The following is a 15,214-nucleotide window of genomic DNA, read 5'->3' on the forward strand; positions in this document are numbered from 1 at the left end:
TGCTGCAGGGAGGGACGGTCACTGGTGGTAGACGGAGGTCCAGATCTCGTTGCGGATCCGGGCGAACTCCTCCGACAGCCGCACCTCCTCGGTGCGGGGGTAGGGCAGATCCACGTCGATGATCCGGTGGATGCGGCCGGGCTTCGCCGCCATCACCACGACGCGGTTGGCGAGGAATGCGGCCTCGTCGACGTCGTGGGTGATGAACATGATGGTGCGCTTGTCCTGCTCCCAGGTCTGAAGCAGGTGCTCCTGCATGCGCACCCGGGTCAGGGCATCGAGCGCCCCGAAGGGTTCGTCCATCAGCAGGATGGAGGGGTTCATGGCGTAGGCGCGGGCGATGGCGCAGCGCTGCTTCATCCCGCCGGAGAGGGTCTTGGGCAGCGAGTCGGCGAAGTCGCCGAGGCCCACCATGTCGATGAAGTGCTGGGCGCGCTCGCGACGCTCCGCGGCGGGCACCCGCGCGGTCTTCAGACCGAATTCGACGTTGTCGCGCACGGTCAGCCACGGGAACAGCGCGTACTGCTGGAAGATCACGCCGCGCTCGGGGCTGGGCCCGCGCACCTCGGCGCCGTCCACTTTCGCGCTGCCGGAGGTGGGCTCGTCGAGGCCGGCGAGGATGTTCATCAGCGTGGACTTGCCGCAGCCGGAGGGGCCCACCACGGTGATGAACTCGTTCTCGGCCACGTCCAGGCTCACCCCGCCCAGCGCCTCGAAGCGCTGCCCGGCCACGACGAAGTGCTTGGTGATGTCCTGGACCTGGATCTTGCGCTGGTCGGCGGGGAGGGTGGTGGTGTCCATGGGGGTCCTGTTCGCGGTCATCGGCGCTCCTGCCACTGGGTCGCGCGGGCCTCGATCGCCAGCAGGGTGCGGTCCATGACGAAACCGAAGATGCCGATGACGAGGATGCCCACGAAGATGGTGGGCAGGTCGTAATAGATCTGTGCCTGCTGCATGCGGTAGCCCAGCCCCTGCTGGGCGGCGATCAGCTCGGCGGCCACCACGGTGGCCCAGGCGGAGCCGAGGCCCACCCGCATGCCGACGAGGATGAACGGGGTCGAGGCGGGCACCACCACGCGAGCGAAGATGGTGCCGTCCTTCGCCCCGAGCACGCGGGCGGCGTTCAGCAGGGTCTTGTCCACCTGGACCACGCCCTGGAAGGTCGAGATCACGCAGGCCAGGAACGAGGCCAGGAAGATCACGAAGATCTTGGGCTGCTCGCCGATGCCCATCAGCACGATGGCCAGCGGGATGATCGCCAGCGGCGGGATGGTGCGGAAGAACTGCACCCAGGGCTCGAACAGGCCGCGCGCCCAGGTGTACCAGCCCATCAGGAAGCCGACGGGGATGGCCAGCGCGGTGCCCAGCAGGAAGCCGCTGAACACGCGCATCAGTGAGGCCGCGATGTCCTTGAACAGGGTGCCGGCGGCGGCCAGCTCGATCAGCGCCAGGATCACGGCGGGCGGGCCGGGGATCTGCAGCCCCATCAGGGACAGCAGCCACCACAGGCCCAGACCCAGGAAGACGGTGACGATGTTCAGCACCAGCAGGGTGGGCACCTTCTTGCGGCCGGTGTCGACGTCCGGCGGGGCAGCGGCGGTGGCCTCCTCGTCGGCGGTGGTGATCGCAGCGGTGGGGTCAGCGGACACGGAGTCCTCCTTCGGCCGGGTGGGGCAGGATCGCCGCCCGGGCGGGACGGTGGCGGGAAGAGGGGTGGTCGGCGGTGCGCAGGGCGGCGATGGCACCGCGGGCACCCTGCTGGGGGCTGGAGTCGCCGATGCGCACCTGGACCTCGGTGCCGGTGAGGCACTGACGGGCCAGGGCGGTGCGCAGGGCGGGCAGGACGGGGCCCAGCAGCGCCCCCACCTCGCCGGCGATGACGATCTCCGCCGGATCCACCATCAGCGCGGCGATGCCGAGGGCGCGGCCGACGGCGCCGGCCAGCTCGGTGGCGAGCTCGAGGGCGCGGGGGTCGTGCCGGTCGAGGGCGGCGGCGAAGTGCGCGAGCTCGACCCCGTCCTGGTCCCCCTCCCCGTCCCGGTCTCCGTCCCCGTCGATCTGCTGCCAGGCGGCGATGACGGCTCCCTCGGAGGCGACGGTCTCCAGGCAGCCCCGTCGGCCGCAGCGGCAGTCGCGTGCGGTGGCGGTCTCATCGGCGATCAGGTGCCCGATCTCGCCGGCCAGCTGGTGGGCGCCGCGCAGGGCGGTGCCGGCGCCGAGCACCGCGCCGCCGATACCGGTGGACAGGCGCAGATAGACGATGCTGAGATCGTCCTCCCCGGCGAGGGTCGCCTCGTACAGGGCGGCGAAACGGATGTGGTGGTCCACCAGCACGGGGCAGCCGAATGCGTCCGCGAACAGCTCGCGGATCCGGGCCCGCACCAGATGGAAGGGCTCCATGGAGGTCTCCGCGACGGAGAAGCCGTGCCAGCTGGCCGAGTTGGGGCCCGGCAGGCCGATCCCGATGCCGGCGAGGAACTCCAGATGCACCTCTCCCACCGCGAGGTCGCGGATGGCGGCCAGCGTCTGCTGGACCCGTGCCTCCCAGCCAGCGCCGGTCGAGTACGTCGCGACGGTCGAGGCGATGACGTCCCCGGCGGAGTTCGCCAGGCACACCGTGGCGGTGGTGTGACTGAAGTCGATGCCCACGAAACGGACCGCACCGGGATGGATGCCCAGCACCTCGGCCGGGCGGCCGCGCCCGCCCGGGGAGCGCTGCTCGGTGACGGTGATGATGCCCTGGTCGAGCAGGCCGCCGAGGATGTCGGAGACGGTGGTGCGGGTGAGCCGCAGTGCCTCGGCGATCTCCCCGCGGGTGAGCTTCCGCCCGCGATGCAGCAGCGCCAGCATGTCCGCTCGATGCTGGTCCCTGACGCTCCATTGCCGGTCCATGAGCGCTGACGCTAGTGCGACGCATTTATTCCGTCCAGTATTCGACAGAAATAGGGATGGTTGCGGAATGGTCACGGACCCGGGGCCGAGGGCCCGCGCGGTCGATGCTCTCCCGGACCCGTGAGGGACGCGCACGAGGCCGCGCGACAGCCTGCGTCCGTGGGCCACCCTGCGGCGCCGCCACCAGACTTCTGCCCCCAGGTGATGACTGAGCGCCTCACAGCCGTGCAACGCTCGTATGCGTCAGATTTCCGGTGGCGGTCCTGCGGCCCGGCCGGGCCTGACGCAGCGGGGCCCGGCCGGGTCTGTCGCAGCGGCGCCGCGGCCGGACCGGAGCAGGGCACCGGAGGTGGGGGATGATGGCGCTGTGGCCCGTCGAGCCGGTCGGGTGGGAGCGTGGAGAGGAGCAGGGATGCGAGGCGCACTGGTCACGGGGGCATCGAGCGGGATCGGTCGCGCCACGGCGATCGCGCTCAGCGCGCGGGGCGAGAGGGTGGCCGTGCACTACGGCAGCCGCCGCGAGGAGGCTGAGCGGACTCTTGCCGCGCTGCACGGCGAGGGGCATGTGGTCGTGGGCGGGGACCTCTCCGATCCGGGAACGGCCCGGCGCGTCGTCGAGGAGGCCGAGGCCGGGATCGGCCAGATCGACGTGCTGGTGAACAACGCCGGGATCGCCCCGGGCCCCGCGACCGATCACCGGGTGGACGAGGTCGACTTCGCGACCTGGCAGCAGCGGCTGACCCGCATGATCGACGTGGACCTCACCGCGCCCGCGAACCTCACCTACCTGGTGGCCCGCTCCCTGATCGCGCGGGGCGCGCCGGGCGTGATCGTCAACGTCGGCTCGCGCGGCGCGTTCCGCGGCGAGCCGGGCGCTCCCGCCTATGCGGCGGCGAAGGCCGGCCTGCACGCCTTCGGCCAGTCGATGGCGGTGGCGCTGGCGCCGCACGGGATCGCGGTCGCCTCGGTCGCGCCGGGCTTCGTGGCCACCGAGCGGCAGCAGGAGAAGCTCGCCGGGCCCCATGGAGAGGCGCTGCGGGCGCAGAGCCCCTTCGGCCGGGTGGGCACCGCGGAGGAGGTCGCCGCCGCGATCCTCTACCTCACCGCGACCGAGACGCAGTGGGCCTCCGGCACCATCCTGGATCTGAACGGGGCCTCGCACCTGCGGACCTGACGGCGCACCGAGCGCGCCTGCTCATTCCGGTGCGTCGAGCTCACCGACCATCTCCAGGGCGCCGAAGACCTCCTTGATCGCCTCGAGGGTGCCGTGGAATCGGGTGTCCTGGCCGTCCGGTGCGATCTCGCCGTGCAGCACCCCGTAGGTGGCCAGTGCCGCCAGGTCCCGGCCCGTGCGCCAGTACCGCTGGATCTCGTCCATATCGGGGTCCCCGCCGGGATCCTCCGGGACCAGACCGCGATCCAGCGCGACCCGGATCGTGGCCGGGAGCGAGAGCCCCTCGGGCGCGACGGTGTGCATCAGGGCGGCGAAGGTGTCGGGGTCCCCGAACAGGCCCCCGTCCTCGGGGCTCTGCTTCAGGGCGTCGAGCATCAGCAGCAGGATCAGCGCTCGGGCGAAGCGGACGAAGGCCGCGGGGTCCTCTGTCTGCGGGACCACCGGCGCTATGCCCTCACCCGGCCCGACCCGGGTGCTGGTCAGGTCCAGCCAGCCACCGCTGACCAGGGCATTCCAGGGGCCGACGATCTCGCCGACCTGCCACATCGAGGTGGGCTCCTGTTCGTCGCGGTCGAGATTCCAGGATTCGACCAGGGCGTGGACGTCAGCCAGGGGAAGCGCACCGGTGGAGGTGAGCTCGCGGCCCTCCCCCACGTGCTCGAGCAGACGCACGGCCCCGTGCACCAGGGGGATCCGTGCGTAGACCGCGGCCGCCCCGGCCGGGTCCTCGTCGACGTCGGCGGCGCTCTCCAGAAGATCGCGCCGCAGCCCGGACTGCGGGAGGAACCAGGGCCAGCCGGTCTGTCCCTGACCGGTGGGGTCGGCAGGATCCGTGGTGTCGGGCTCCGGCTCCGGGGCGGCGGAGAAGAAGACGGAGCCGCCGCCGGGACCGTCGGGCGAGTTCGGGCCGCTCGGGGTCGACATCATGCGGCTCGTCCCGGCTCCAGCACCCGCGCTATGCGGGTGATCGCCTCGACCAGCAGTGGGCGGGGCATCGCGAAGATCAGCCGCACGTGCCCCTCGCCGATCGCGCCGCAGGCGGTGCCCTCGGTGCATTCCACTCGGGCGTGCTCGAGCAGGTGGTCGTGGAGGGAGCCGGTGATGCCGTACTCGCGCAGGTCGAGCCAGGCCACGTAGGTGCCCTCCATCGTGGTCAGCCGGGCCCGGGGCAGCAGCTCGGTGACCAGCTCGGTGAGGGTGTCGCGGTTGCGACGCAGGTAGGCGAGGATGTCGTCGAGCCACTGCCCTGCCTCGTCGTAGGCGGCGCAGGTGGCGGCGAGGCCGAGGTTCGCGGCGCCGTGGCGGTCGTAGTGGCCCACCTCGACGAAGCGCTCCCGGTCGGCCTCGTTGCTGGTGATCAGCTGCGCGCACTTCAGCCCCGGCAGGTTGAAGGCCTTGGACGCGGCGACTGCGGTGATCGTGTGCCCGGCGGCGGTGTCGTTCAGGGCGGCGTAGGGGACGTGCTCGCCCTCGAGCACCAGCGGCAGCCAGATCTCGTCGGAGAAGACGCGCCCGCCCTTGCGGTCCACCAGCGCCGCGAGCGGCTCGAGCTCCTCGCGGGTCATCACCCGCCCGGTGGGGTTGTGCGGGTTGGTGTGGACGAACAGACCGCCGCCGGCCTCGAAGGCGGCCTCGATCGCGCCGAGGTCGTAGTGGTGGCGACCGGTCTCGTCCCGCGGCATCGGGACCTCGATGATCTCGCGCCCGTGCAGCGCGGGCACCTGGAGGAACGGCATGTAAGCGGGGGTGGGGACGATGATCTTCGCGTCCGGGGCGAGGAAGTGTTCGAGCACCGCCGCGAAGATCGCGATGACGTCCGGCATCTCGTGGATGTCCTCGGGGGCGACCTCCCATCCCGTCCGACGATGCAGGAAGTCGGCGGTGGCCTGCTGCAGCTCGTTCACCAGCGGTGCAGGCAGATAGCCGAAGGCGCCGCGGTCCACCTCCCGGTGGAGGCGGCGGGTGATGGGCTCGGCGATGCCGAAGTCCATCTCGGCGACGAACGCGCCGATCACGTCGTCGCCGCGGGACCAGCGGGTCGCGCCGGCGGCGATCAGGTCGGCCTGGGTGATCGCGTCGAGCTCGGCGAGGGTGGGCATAGGTCTCCTTCGGGGACGACAGGTGCGGGTCGGACGGAAGAGCGGCTCGAGGGGTGCTCCTACTGTCGCAGAGTCGGCGTGAGCCCGGTGGTCCGTTGCTCCGCACGATCGCCCGGAGTACGGTCAACACTACGATCCATGCAGTTCACGGCAGGTCCTGGGGGCGCGCGACGTCGGCCGTTCGATGGCCGGGACATCGCCGCCCGCGGGTGACAGGCACGGGGCCTTGGGCGAGATGCTCATGCACCGGTGCAGAGAGCGCAGGCATGTATGTCGTCCACGACGGGCGGATTCTCGGTCCCGGAGGCGATGCCCGCCCTGCGCCGGATGCGGAGCCAGGTGCAGGGCCAGGTGCTCGAGCCCGGCGAGGCGGGATACGACGAGGTCCGGGAGGTGTGGAACCAGCTGATCGACCGGTATCCGCTGCTGATCGTCCGCGCGGCCTCCGTGGCGGATATCCCGCCCGTGCTGGAGGCGGCTCGGGCGACCGGTCTGCCGCTGGCGGTGCGCGGCGGCGGGCACAGCAATGCGGGTCACGGCACGGTCGACGACGGGATCGTGCTGGATCTCGGCGAGCTGCGGGGGGTGAGCGTCGACCCAGCGACGCGGCAGGTGACGGCTGCGCCCGGGGCTCGCACGGGCGATGTCGACGCGGCGACCGCTCCGTATCGTCTGGCCGTGCCGCTGGGGACGGTCTCCACCCCCGGGATCGCGGGGATGACGCTCGGGGGCGGTGTGGGCTGGCTGGTGCGTTCGGCGGGACTGGCCCTGGATCGGCTGGTGCAGGCCGAGGTCATCACGGCCGACGGGCAGCAGCTCACGGCGAGCGCGACCGAGCATCCGGACCTGTTCTGGGGGTTGCGCGGGGGCGGCGGCAACTTCGGGGTGGTCACCTCCTTCATCTACGAGGCGGTGGCACTGCCCGATCCGGTGCTCGGTGCGACGCTGTTCTACCGACCGGCCCAGTGGCGACGGGCGCTCGCCGCCTTCGAACGCTGGAGCCGCGATCTCCCTGACGAGCTCACCTCGATCCTCACGGTGATGGTGCTGCCCCAGCACCGCGGGATGGGCGATGAGCCGTGGCTGCTGCTGCGCTGCACCTGGGTCGGCGAGGACGAGGCGCGCGGACGCGCTCTGCTGGAGCGGCTGTGTCGGGCGGCGCCGCCCGACGAGACCGACATCGGCCCGATCTCCTGGCCGCAGTGGCAGAGCGCGGCCGATGCACTGTTCACCGATGCGGCGCGCGGGTTCTGGCGCAACACGGCGTTCTCCCGAATGGACGAGGATGCGCTGGACACGATCACCGCAGTCGCCGCGGCCCTGCCCGGGCGGGGCACCTCCGTGGACATCCACCATCTGGGAGGAGCCTTCGCCCGCGTGCCCGCGCAGTCCACGGCCTTCCCCAACCGCTCCGCCCGATTCTGGATGACGGTCAACGGGTACTGGCACGAGCCGGACGAGGACGCCCGCTTCACCGCCTTCGCCGAGCAGGCTGAGGGGGCGATGAAGCGGCTCGGCGAGCAGGGCGAGTACGTGAACTTCCGGGCCCGCGAGTACACGCGGCCCATCTCGGACCTCACGCAGAGCGCCTACGGCGAGCAGACGTATCGCCGGCTCCAGCAGGTCAAGCGGTTGTACGACCCCGGGAACCTGTTCCGGGTGAACTACAACGTGGTGCCGTAGCGGAGCGCGAAGCGCCGGCAGCTCGACGAGTCGCTGTGAGGCGTTCCGCCAGTGGATCAGGCGTGGTGCTCGTGGCCGTCCAGCACGTCCAGGGCGAGCGTGGAGTGGGCGTAGGCGCCGCCGGCGCGCATCTCGGCGGCGACCCAGATCGCCTCCATGATCTGCTCGTCCGTGGCGCCGGCGCGGGAGGCGAGACGGGTGTGCCCCTTGATGCAGTACGGGCACTGGGTCACGTGGGCGACGGCCACGGCGATCAGCTGCTTCGTGCTGCCGGGCAGGGCGCCGTCGGCGAAGACGGCTTTGCTGAAGGCGTTGAACGCGGCGTCGACCGTCGGGGCGAGCTCCTTCCGGCGGGCGCCGACCGCGGGGGTGGCCTCGGGGTAGAGCGAATCAGAAGACATGGTGGGGCTCCTTCACGGGGTGCGTCGGCGGCGCGGAGGTCCCGGCCGCTGTGTCCTGCGATGCCGCTCGGTGCCGGCCGGGCCGGTGTTGCCGGCTCGGGCACCGGGGGCACGTCGTCGTGCGTTCGGCGGCCGGGACGCGGGGCGCTGCGACCCGCTGACGGTGATCACCTCCGATCCCGTGCGTCCTACAGGTCGGCGCCGCCTGCTGGCCGTGCTGTCGGTCCCGGGCCCGCCTCTTTCACCATAGACCCGCCGCGAGGGCCCCGTCCCTGTCTCGCCCCTCACCTCCGGGTGGCCTGCGGAGCCGGGCTACAGTGCGGGCAGGAACGCACCCGTCCGCCGTGACGGCGCCCCGGCGCCGCCGGGAGGCGCGGCAGCACCAGCGACGGGCGTGAGCGTGCAACGATTCAAGGAGAGGAGCCGTCGTGGAGGATCCCCGCGAGGCCGTCCGGGCCGTCGCCGTCACGCTCCGCCCCGGCCAGGTGATGACCTACGGCGACATCGCCGTCCTGACCGGGCTGCATCCGCGCCAGGTGGGTCGCCACGTCGCCGACCTCGAGGACATCCCCTGGTGGCGCATCGTCCGCGCCGACGGCACCCCGGCCACCTGCCACGGCGGGACCGCCCCCGCCCTGCTCGCGCAGGAGCAGGTCCCCTTCCGCGGCCGACGGGTGGACCTGCGCGCGCTGTCGGCGCGCCCCGCCCCGGGTCCCGACAGCCCTCCAGGAGGCACCGCATGACCTCGATCCACCCGCTCCGGCCCACCCCGGGCACGGCGCTGACCGATGACCAGCTGCTGCAGGACTATGCCCCGCCGACCGGGGCCTGGCTGCGGATGAACTTCGTCTCCAGCCTCGACGGGGCCGTCACCCGCGACGGACTCTCCGGCGGGCTCGGCGATGATGCCGACCACCGCGTCTTCGAGCTGCTTCGCCGCTGGGCCGACGTGGTCCTGCTCGGCGCGGGCACCGCGCGCGCCGAGGGCTACGGCGCGATGCGGCTGCCCGAAGAGTCCGAGCGCTGGCGGGTGGAGCACGGTCTCGCCCCGCAGCCGGTGTTCGCGCTGGTCACCCGGCGCCTGGCGCTTGACCCCGACTCACCGCTCTTCACCGAGGCCCCGGTGCGGCCGCTCGTGTTCACCGTCGCCGAGGCCCCGGCCGAGCGTCGGGCGGCGCTCGCGGAGGTGGCGGACCTCGTCGAGGCGGGTGAGAGCGAGGTGGATCCGGTGCGGGTGCGCGAGGAGCTCGGCCGACGGGAACTGACGCGGATCCACTGCGAGGGCGGTCCCACCCTGTTCGGCTCGTTCCTCACGGCCGGCGTGGTCGACGAGCTGTGCCTCACCCTCGCCCCGACCCTCGAGGCAGGGCCGGCGGGCCGCATCGCCCATTCGCCGCTCTCCGCGCTCACCTCGATGGAGCTCGCCGCTGTGCTGCAGGCCGGCGACGAGCTGCTGCTGCGGTACCGGCGGGCCGGGGACGGCAAGGGCTGACGCGCCCTGCTCAGATCTGGATCTCGCGCCCGTCCTCGGTGCGCAGCTGCAGCACGAACCGGGAGCCCTGCGCCTCGCGGATCGCCGCGACCCCGTCGCCCAGGCCGAGCGCGTCGGTGGCCTTCTGCTGCGGGCCGGGGTTCACCTCGATGCGCTCGAAGGAGACCAGTTCGATCGAGGGCAGGTCCCCCAGCCCCGGCTGGGTGGTCTCGCCCCAGTCGATGAGGAAGGGCACGCCGTAGTTGCGCGGGGCCTGCGCCTGGGTGAGCCGCCACGAGAGCTCCGTGCCGTCCGGGGTGCGACGGGAGAGGTCCTGCACATCACCGGGGTCGAAGCCCTCGGCGCGGGCACGCTCGACGACCTGATCGATCCCCTGGGGGTGCACGGCGTAGGTGATCAGGGTGGGCTTCTTCAACCGGTTGATGCTGAAGGTCTTCGGCAGCTCCTCGCCCTCGCGCGCGGGGTCGGGGCCGATCAGCTCGAGGTAGTGCGGGCGCGGCTCGCCGTTGACGGTCAGAGCGACCAGAGCATTGGCGGTGCCGGTGGGATGGGCGCCGCCGGGAGCGGCGGTGACGCCGGTGAGCTCGCGGAACCAGTCCACGGTCTCGGCCAGATCGGGGCCGGCGATGACGATGTGGTCGAGCAGATGGGGGACGCTCATGGCGCTCCTTCGTCCGAGATCGGGGCCTCGGGATGCACAGGGAGGGCGGTGCTCGCGCCGAGCCGGCGGCATGCAGGCTCGGATTTCGGGGCACCGCCATGGATGGGGTCGACGGTACCCGCTCGGAGCCACCGCCCTCGCGCCCCTGACCGGGCGACCGCGGCGGCGGCATCGCTCCGGGCCTCCTCGGCGGCCGCAGGGAGCACGGGCCGCCCCGACGACGGGCGGGGCGGCGAGCATCCGCCGCCCGGCCACCGCCGTCGGGAGCGCGGGTCAGCGCTGCTGCGGGGTGCGGGTCTCCGCGCTGATGAACCAGGCCTGCTGCTCGAGCTTCTCGAGGATGCCGTGGAGGATGTCCGCCGAGGTGGGATCGGCGTCGTCGACCTCGTCATGGACGGTGCGCATGGTGCCCACCGTCTTCTCGATCGCCGAGGTCATCAGGTCGATCGCGTCGTGGGTGTGCACCTCGCCCTGCGGGAACTCCGGCAGGGCGGTCTGCTCGGCGACGACGGCCGGCCGGGCATCGGGCGTCGCGTGGAGGGCGCGCATCCGCTCGGCGACGTCGTCCGCGCTCGCCCGGGCGATGTCGACGACCTCATCGAGGTTCAGGTGCAGATCCCGGAAGTTCGGGCCCACGATGTTCCAGTGCGCCTGCTTGCCCACCAGATGCAGCGCGGTGAGATCCACGAGGACGGCCTGGAGATTCTTGGCCAGCGCCGCCGGGGCGAGGAAGCCGCTCTCGGCGTTCTCCTTCTTCGTGCGCTTCGCGCCGGCGGATGCGGGGACTGCAACGGTCTCGTTCATGAGAGCTCCTCCTGGTCGATGAACTGCTCGGTCGCTCCCCACGCTAACGAGCACCGTCGGGCGCGGCAACGTTCCGGGACGAATGGTCGAGGCGGGGGAAGATCGTGGAGTCGGGGCCGACCGCGACGGTCTGGGCCGGTGGCGCGCGAGCCGGCACCCCGAGCTCACGATCGCCAGCTGCCCGCTGCGGGCAGGGACGCACAGCTTTTCCGTTCAGCTCTCCCGGTCCAGCAGCTGCAGGACGTCGTTCGCCTGGAAGAACTCCGAGCGGCGATACCTCCCGGATCCCGGGGTGAGGATCTCGCGGCGAGAGCCGGCAGGTAGTAGGCGAAGGTGCCTCCTCGACGCGCCGACGAGGGGGCACCGCGGAAGTCCGGCGCCTGATGACCAGTGCGCCAGGTGCCATGGATGCCCATCGGACCTCCTCAGTGAACTGTAGATAGCTGACGTCAACTCAAGGTCACCGAGGGTTGCAGTTCGACGCCGTGGAGACCGAGCATCCGGTCATGAGGCGGGGACCGTGTCGGGGCGGAGCTGGGCAGCCTGTCGGCCTGCGCCGGGGATCGCGGCCAGCAGCGCCCGGGTGTACTCGTGGTGGGGGTCCTCGAGCACCTGCTGCACAGGACCGGCCTCGACCTGCCGGCCGCGACGCAGCACCGAGACGGTGTCGGCGACCTGCCGCACCACGGCGAGATCATGCGAGATCAGCAGGTAGGTCAGCCCCAGCTCGTCCTGCAGGCGGGCCAGCAGGCGCAGGATCTGTGCCTGCACCGTCACGTCCAGGGCGGAGACCGCCTCGTCGAGGACCACCAGCTCGGGCTGCAGGATCAGTGCGCGGGCGATCGCGACGCGCTGGCGCTGCCCGCCGGAGAGCTCCCGGGGGCGCCGGCTCGCGACCGTCGGGGGCAGGGAGACCAGCTCGAGGTGGTGCAGCGCGGCCGAGCGGCGCTGGGACCGGGTGCCGCGGCGGGTGTTGCGCAGCGGCTCCTCGAGGATCGCGGCGATGCTCTGTCGCGGGTCGAGGGAGCCGAAGGGGTTCTGGTGGACCAGCTGCACGGTGGAGCGGAAGTCGCGCAGCGCCCTCCCGCCGAGCGCGGTCACCTCGGTGCCGGCCACCTCGATGCTGCCGGCCGTGGGGCGGCGGAATCCGGCGATCGCCCGGCCGGTGGTGGTCTTGCCGGAGCCGGACTCCCCCACCAGGGCGTGGGTGGTGCCGGGGGTGATGTCGAAGCAGATCCCCTCGACCGCGACGAAGGGGTCGCTGCCGGGCCGGGGGAACTCCTGGCGCAGCTCGCGCACCCGCACCAGGGGTGCCTGCCCGGGCGCGGGGCGGTGGGGGCTGCGGTCCACCACCTGGCGCAGCGAGGGGGCGTCGTGCAGCAGGGTGCGGGTAAAGTCGGCCGTCGGCGCAGCGAGCACCGCGGCACCGGGCCCGGATTCCTCGATCCGTCCGCCGCGCATCACCACCAGCTGGTCGGCGCGGTCGGCGGCGACGGCGAGGTCGTGGGTGATCAGCAGGACTCCCGCACCCGTGGCATCGCGCAGCTCGTCGATGAGGTCCAGCACGGTGGCCTGGACGGTGACGTCCAGCGCGCTGGTGGGCTCGTCGGCGATCAGCAGATCGGGGTCCAGGGCCAGGGCGGCCGCGATCAGAACCCGTTGACGCATCCCGCCGGAGAGCTCATGAGGATATTGGCGGGCCCTCAGGGCGGGGTGGTCCAGACCGACCCGGTCCAGCAGCTCGTGCACGCGAGCGGTGATCCGCGCCCGGTCGCGCCAGCCGTGGATCCGCAGCGGTTCGGCCACGCTCGCCCCGATGGTCCGCACCGGGTCCAGGGAGCTGGTGGGGTCCTGCGGGATCAGGCCGATGCGGGTGCCCCGCAGTCCGCGCCAGGCGTGCTCGGGAAGACCCACCAGGTCCTGGCGCGAGCCGTCGGGCCCCCTGAGCTCGATGGAACCGCCGGTGACGCGGCCGTTCTCGGGCAGCAGCCCGATCGCGGCCTGGGCGACGGAGGACTTCCCGGACCCGGACTCCCCGACCAGTGCGGTGACCTGGCCGCGCGCGACACTCAGGTCGATGCCGCGCACCGCGTCGACGGCGGTCCGGCGGGTGCGGTAGGTGAGGGACAGGTCCGTGATCTCCAGCAGGGGCGGGACGCTCATGCCTGCTCCCCCTTTCCGATGGCCGTGCTGAGGCGGTTGGTGGACAGGACCACTGCGGCCACCACCAGGCCGGGCAGCAGGGTCAGCCACCAGGCGGTGGCGACGTAGTCGCGGCCCTCGGCGATCAGCAGCCCCCATTCGGGGGTGGGCGGCGGTGCGCCGTAGCCGAGGAACCCGAGGGTGGAGATCTGCAGGATCGCCGAGCCCAGCTGCAGCGCGGCGAGCGCGGTGACGGGGGCTGCGGAGTTGGGCAGGATGTGGCGCCACAGGATGCTCGGCAGGGTCCCGCCGGAGCCGAGGGCGGCCTCGACGTACTCGCTGCGCCGCACCGCGATCACCCGGGAGCGGGACAATCGCGCGAAGGTCGCGATCGAGGTGATGCCCACGGCGATCGCCGCGTTGGTGGTGCCGAAGCCCAGCAGGATCACCACCGACAGCGACAGCAGCAGGCCGGGGATGGCCAGCAGCACGTCCACCCCCCGCATCAGCGTCTCCTCGACGGCGCCGCCGACGGTCCCGGCGATCGCCCCGATCGTGGTGCCGGCCACCAGGCCGACGGCGACGGCGATCAGTGCGGCGGTGATCGAGTGGGAGGCGCCGTGGACCACCCGGGCGAAGACGTCGCGGCCGGTCGCGTCGGTGCCGAACCAGTGCACGACGCTCGGGGATCGGAGCGCCTCGGTGCTCGAGGCGGTGGGGCTGTACCCGGTGAACAGACCCGGCGCCAGCGCCCAGACGAGGGCGAGCAGCAGCACCAGGGCGGAGAGCACCACCGTGGGGCGCAGGGCCGGGCGGCGAGCCCGCCGGGCCCGCTGACCGGTGCGCGCGCGGGCGCCGTCGGTGAGGGTCACGGTGCTCATCGGGCCGCCACCGCCTCGCGGCGGGTCGGGGCGGCGGTCGAGGAGCGGAGCCGGGGATCCAGCACCGGGTAGAGGAGGTCCACGACGAGGTTGATCACCACGAACACCACGGCGGAGAGCACCACCACCGCCATCAGCACCGGGGTGTCGCGGGCGGCGACCGCCTGAGCCGTCACCAGGCCGACGCCCATCCTGCCGAAGACGGTCTCGGTCACGACCGCGCCGCTCACCAGCTCCCCGAACAGCAGTCCGGCCATGGTCAGAGCCGGCAGCGTGGCGTTGCGGGCGACGCTGCGCGTCAGCAGCCACCGGGTCGAGGCGCCACGAGCACGGGCCACGGCGACGAAGGGCTCGGCGGAGACCTCGTCGATCGAGCGGATCAGCACCTGGGCCAGCGGGGCCGCGATCGGGATCGCGAGCGTGAGCACCGGCAGGATCAACGACTGCAGCGGGCTCGCGTTCAGCACCGGCACCAGTCCCAGCCGGAAGGAGAACACCTGCAGCAGCACGATCCCGATCCAGAACACCGGCAGCGAGACCATCAGCGGCGGCAGGCCCCGCAGAGCGCTGCGCAGGGCGCGGGTGGCACCCAGGTGGCGCAGACCGCCGTGGGTGGCGACGACGGCGATCACCACGGCGACAGTCACCGCGACCAGCAGCCCCAGGGAGGCCAGGGCCAGCGTGGAGGGGAGCGCCGCGGCCAACAGCGCGGAGACCGCCGCGCCGGTCTGCACGGAGTAGCCGAGATCCCCGCGCAGGAAGGAGGTGACCGTCTCGAGGAACTGCACGAGCGCGGGACGGTCCGCCCCGTAGGCGGCGCGGATCTCCGCGAGCTCTGCGGCGCTCAGCCCCAGGTCGGGGCTGCCGTAGCGAGCCAGCACCGCATCCCCCGGCAGGGCTGTGAGCATCACGTACGCAGCGATGAAGGCCAGGGAGAGGACCACTGCGGCACCGCCGATGCGGCGCAGGAGGTAGCGCATCGGGG

General features: G+C 72.4%; 15 protein-coding genes. 4 read left to right on the forward strand and 11 right to left on the reverse strand.

The genetic code is table 11. The features are described from left to right. Positions 1-18 precede the first annotated feature (18 nt). From CFK38_RS16620 to CFK38_RS16630, 3 genes are read right to left on the reverse strand one after another with little or no spacing between them, the layout of a single operon-like run. Positions 19-822 carry an ABC transporter ATP-binding protein gene (locus tag CFK38_RS16620; RefSeq protein ID WP_245851149.1) on the reverse strand — a complete coding sequence of 268 codons (804 nt, stop codon included), beginning with the start codon at positions 820-822 and terminating at the stop codon, positions 19-21. Continuing rightward, positions 819-1,649: an ABC transporter permease gene (locus CFK38_RS16625; RefSeq protein WP_245851150.1), complete on the reverse strand. Its 831-nt coding sequence runs from the start codon at positions 1,647-1,649 to the stop codon at positions 819-821. The genes CFK38_RS16620 and CFK38_RS16625 overlap by 4 nt, the downstream gene beginning before the upstream one ends. Further along, positions 1,639-2,850, reverse strand: coding sequence for an ROK family transcriptional regulator (locus tag CFK38_RS16630; protein ID WP_172895825.1), 1,212 nt, complete (start codon positions 2,848-2,850; stop codon positions 1,639-1,641). Before CFK38_RS16630 ends, CFK38_RS16625 begins: the two co-directional genes overlap by 11 nt. 454 nt (positions 2,851-3,304) lie before the next feature. Here CFK38_RS16630 and CFK38_RS16635 point away from each other — a divergent pair, with 454 nt between their 5' ends. Beyond that, positions 3,305-4,066, forward strand: a complete 762-nt coding sequence (locus CFK38_RS16635; protein ID WP_096804073.1) for an SDR family NAD(P)-dependent oxidoreductase — start codon at positions 3,305-3,307, stop codon at positions 4,064-4,066. A 21-nt stretch (positions 4,067-4,087) separates the two neighbouring features. On the opposite strand, the gene CFK38_RS16640 is transcribed toward CFK38_RS16635, so the two are convergent. Both CFK38_RS16640 and CFK38_RS16645 read right to left on the reverse strand, forming a co-directional pair. Further along, positions 4,088-4,993: a hypothetical protein gene (locus CFK38_RS16640; protein ID WP_157773519.1), complete on the reverse strand. Its 906-nt coding sequence runs from the start codon at positions 4,991-4,993 to the stop codon at positions 4,088-4,090. Continuing rightward, positions 4,990-6,165: a MalY/PatB family protein gene (locus CFK38_RS16645; RefSeq protein WP_096804075.1), complete on the reverse strand. Its 1,176-nt coding sequence runs from the start codon at positions 6,163-6,165 to the stop codon at positions 4,990-4,992. Before CFK38_RS16645 ends, CFK38_RS16640 begins: the two co-directional genes overlap by 4 nt. Positions 6,166-6,435: 270 nt before the next feature. Between CFK38_RS16645 and CFK38_RS16650 the strand changes: the two genes are divergently transcribed. Continuing rightward, entirely contained in the window at positions 6,436-7,848 is a 1,413-nt protein-coding gene (locus CFK38_RS16650) for an FAD-binding oxidoreductase (RefSeq protein WP_245851151.1), read from the forward strand. A gap of 56 nt (positions 7,849-7,904) precedes the next feature. On the opposite strand, the gene CFK38_RS16655 is transcribed toward CFK38_RS16650, so the two are convergent. Further along, positions 7,905-8,249, reverse strand: a complete 345-nt coding sequence (locus CFK38_RS16655) for a carboxymuconolactone decarboxylase family protein (RefSeq protein WP_096804076.1) — start codon at positions 8,247-8,249, stop codon at positions 7,905-7,907. A 428-nt stretch (positions 8,250-8,677) separates the two neighbouring features. Between CFK38_RS16655 and CFK38_RS16660 the strand changes: the two genes are divergently transcribed. Continuing rightward, the gene (locus tag CFK38_RS16660) at positions 8,678-8,992 is read left to right on the forward strand and encodes an MGMT family protein (protein WP_096804077.1); all 315 of its coding nucleotides are present in this window, start codon (positions 8,678-8,680) and stop codon (positions 8,990-8,992) included. Continuing rightward, the gene (locus CFK38_RS16665; protein WP_096804078.1) at positions 8,989-9,741 is read left to right on the forward strand and encodes a pyrimidine reductase family protein; all 753 of its coding nucleotides are present in this window, start codon (positions 8,989-8,991) and stop codon (positions 9,739-9,741) included. The genes CFK38_RS16660 and CFK38_RS16665 overlap by 4 nt, the downstream gene beginning before the upstream one ends. Positions 9,742-9,751: 10 nt before the next feature. Here CFK38_RS16665 and CFK38_RS16670 read toward each other — a convergent pair whose 3' ends face one another. From CFK38_RS16670 to CFK38_RS16690, 5 genes are all read right to left on the reverse strand, one after another. Next, on the reverse strand, positions 9,752-10,402 hold the full coding sequence (locus CFK38_RS16670) for a VOC family protein (RefSeq protein ID WP_096804079.1): 651 nt from the start codon (positions 10,400-10,402) through the stop codon (positions 9,752-9,754). Between the two features lie 273 nt (positions 10,403-10,675). After that, positions 10,676-11,206 carry a Dps family protein gene (locus tag CFK38_RS16675; protein ID WP_096804080.1) on the reverse strand — a complete coding sequence of 177 codons (531 nt, stop codon included), beginning with the start codon at positions 11,204-11,206 and terminating at the stop codon, positions 10,676-10,678. A gap of 504 nt (positions 11,207-11,710) precedes the next feature. Further along, on the reverse strand, positions 11,711-13,369 hold the full coding sequence (locus CFK38_RS16680) for a dipeptide ABC transporter ATP-binding protein (protein WP_096804081.1): 1,659 nt from the start codon (positions 13,367-13,369) through the stop codon (positions 11,711-11,713). Beyond that, complete coding sequence (locus CFK38_RS16685; protein ID WP_096804082.1) at positions 13,366-14,229, reverse strand: ABC transporter permease; 864 nt, start codon at positions 14,227-14,229, stop codon at positions 13,366-13,368. The genes CFK38_RS16680 and CFK38_RS16685 overlap by 4 nt, the downstream gene beginning before the upstream one ends. After that, positions 14,226-15,209 (reverse strand): ABC transporter permease, encoded by a 984-nt coding sequence (locus tag CFK38_RS16690; RefSeq protein WP_096804083.1) that lies wholly within the window; start codon positions 15,207-15,209, stop codon positions 14,226-14,228. The genes CFK38_RS16685 and CFK38_RS16690 overlap by 4 nt, the downstream gene beginning before the upstream one ends. Positions 15,210-15,214 lie beyond the last annotated feature (5 nt).

The organism is Brachybacterium vulturis, from assembly GCF_002407185.1.
GTDB lineage: Bacteria > Actinomycetota > Actinomycetes > Actinomycetales > Dermabacteraceae > Brachybacterium > Brachybacterium vulturis.

Bases quoted from the DNA above. Each gene is read 5' to 3' on its own strand.
- CFK38_RS16620 (WP_245851149.1), bottom strand. From the start codon at position 822: ATGACCGCGAACAGGACCCCCATGGACACCACCACCCTCCCCGCCGAC.
- CFK38_RS16630 (WP_172895825.1), bottom strand. From the start codon at position 2,850: ATGCTGGCGCTGCTGCATCGCGGGCGGAAGCTCACCCGCGGGGAGATC.
- CFK38_RS16635 (WP_096804073.1), top strand. From the start codon at position 3,305: ATGCGAGGCGCACTGGTCACGGGGGCATCGAGCGGGATCGGTCGCGCC.
- CFK38_RS16640 (WP_157773519.1), bottom strand. From the start codon at position 4,993: ATGATGTCGACCCCGAGCGGCCCGAACTCGCCCGACGGTCCCGGCGGC.
- CFK38_RS16645 (WP_096804075.1), bottom strand. From the start codon at position 6,165: ATGCCCACCCTCGCCGAGCTCGACGCGATCACCCAGGCCGACCTGATC.
- CFK38_RS16650 (WP_245851151.1), top strand. From the start codon at position 6,436: ATGTCGTCCACGACGGGCGGATTCTCGGTCCCGGAGGCGATGCCCGCC.
- CFK38_RS16655 (WP_096804076.1), bottom strand. From the start codon at position 8,249: ATGTCTTCTGATTCGCTCTACCCCGAGGCCACCCCCGCGGTCGGCGCC.
- CFK38_RS16665 (WP_096804078.1), top strand. From the start codon at position 8,989: ATGACCTCGATCCACCCGCTCCGGCCCACCCCGGGCACGGCGCTGACC.
- CFK38_RS16670 (WP_096804079.1), bottom strand. From the start codon at position 10,402: ATGAGCGTCCCCCATCTGCTCGACCACATCGTCATCGCCGGCCCCGAT.
- CFK38_RS16675 (WP_096804080.1), bottom strand. From the start codon at position 11,206: ATGAACGAGACCGTTGCAGTCCCCGCATCCGCCGGCGCGAAGCGCACG.
- CFK38_RS16680 (WP_096804081.1), bottom strand. From the start codon at position 13,369: ATGAGCGTCCCGCCCCTGCTGGAGATCACGGACCTGTCCCTCACCTAC.
- CFK38_RS16685 (WP_096804082.1), bottom strand. From the start codon at position 14,229: ATGAGCACCGTGACCCTCACCGACGGCGCCCGCGCGCGCACCGGTCAG.
- CFK38_RS16690 (WP_096804083.1), bottom strand. From the start codon at position 15,209: ATGCGCTACCTCCTGCGCCGCATCGGCGGTGCCGCAGTGGTCCTCTCC.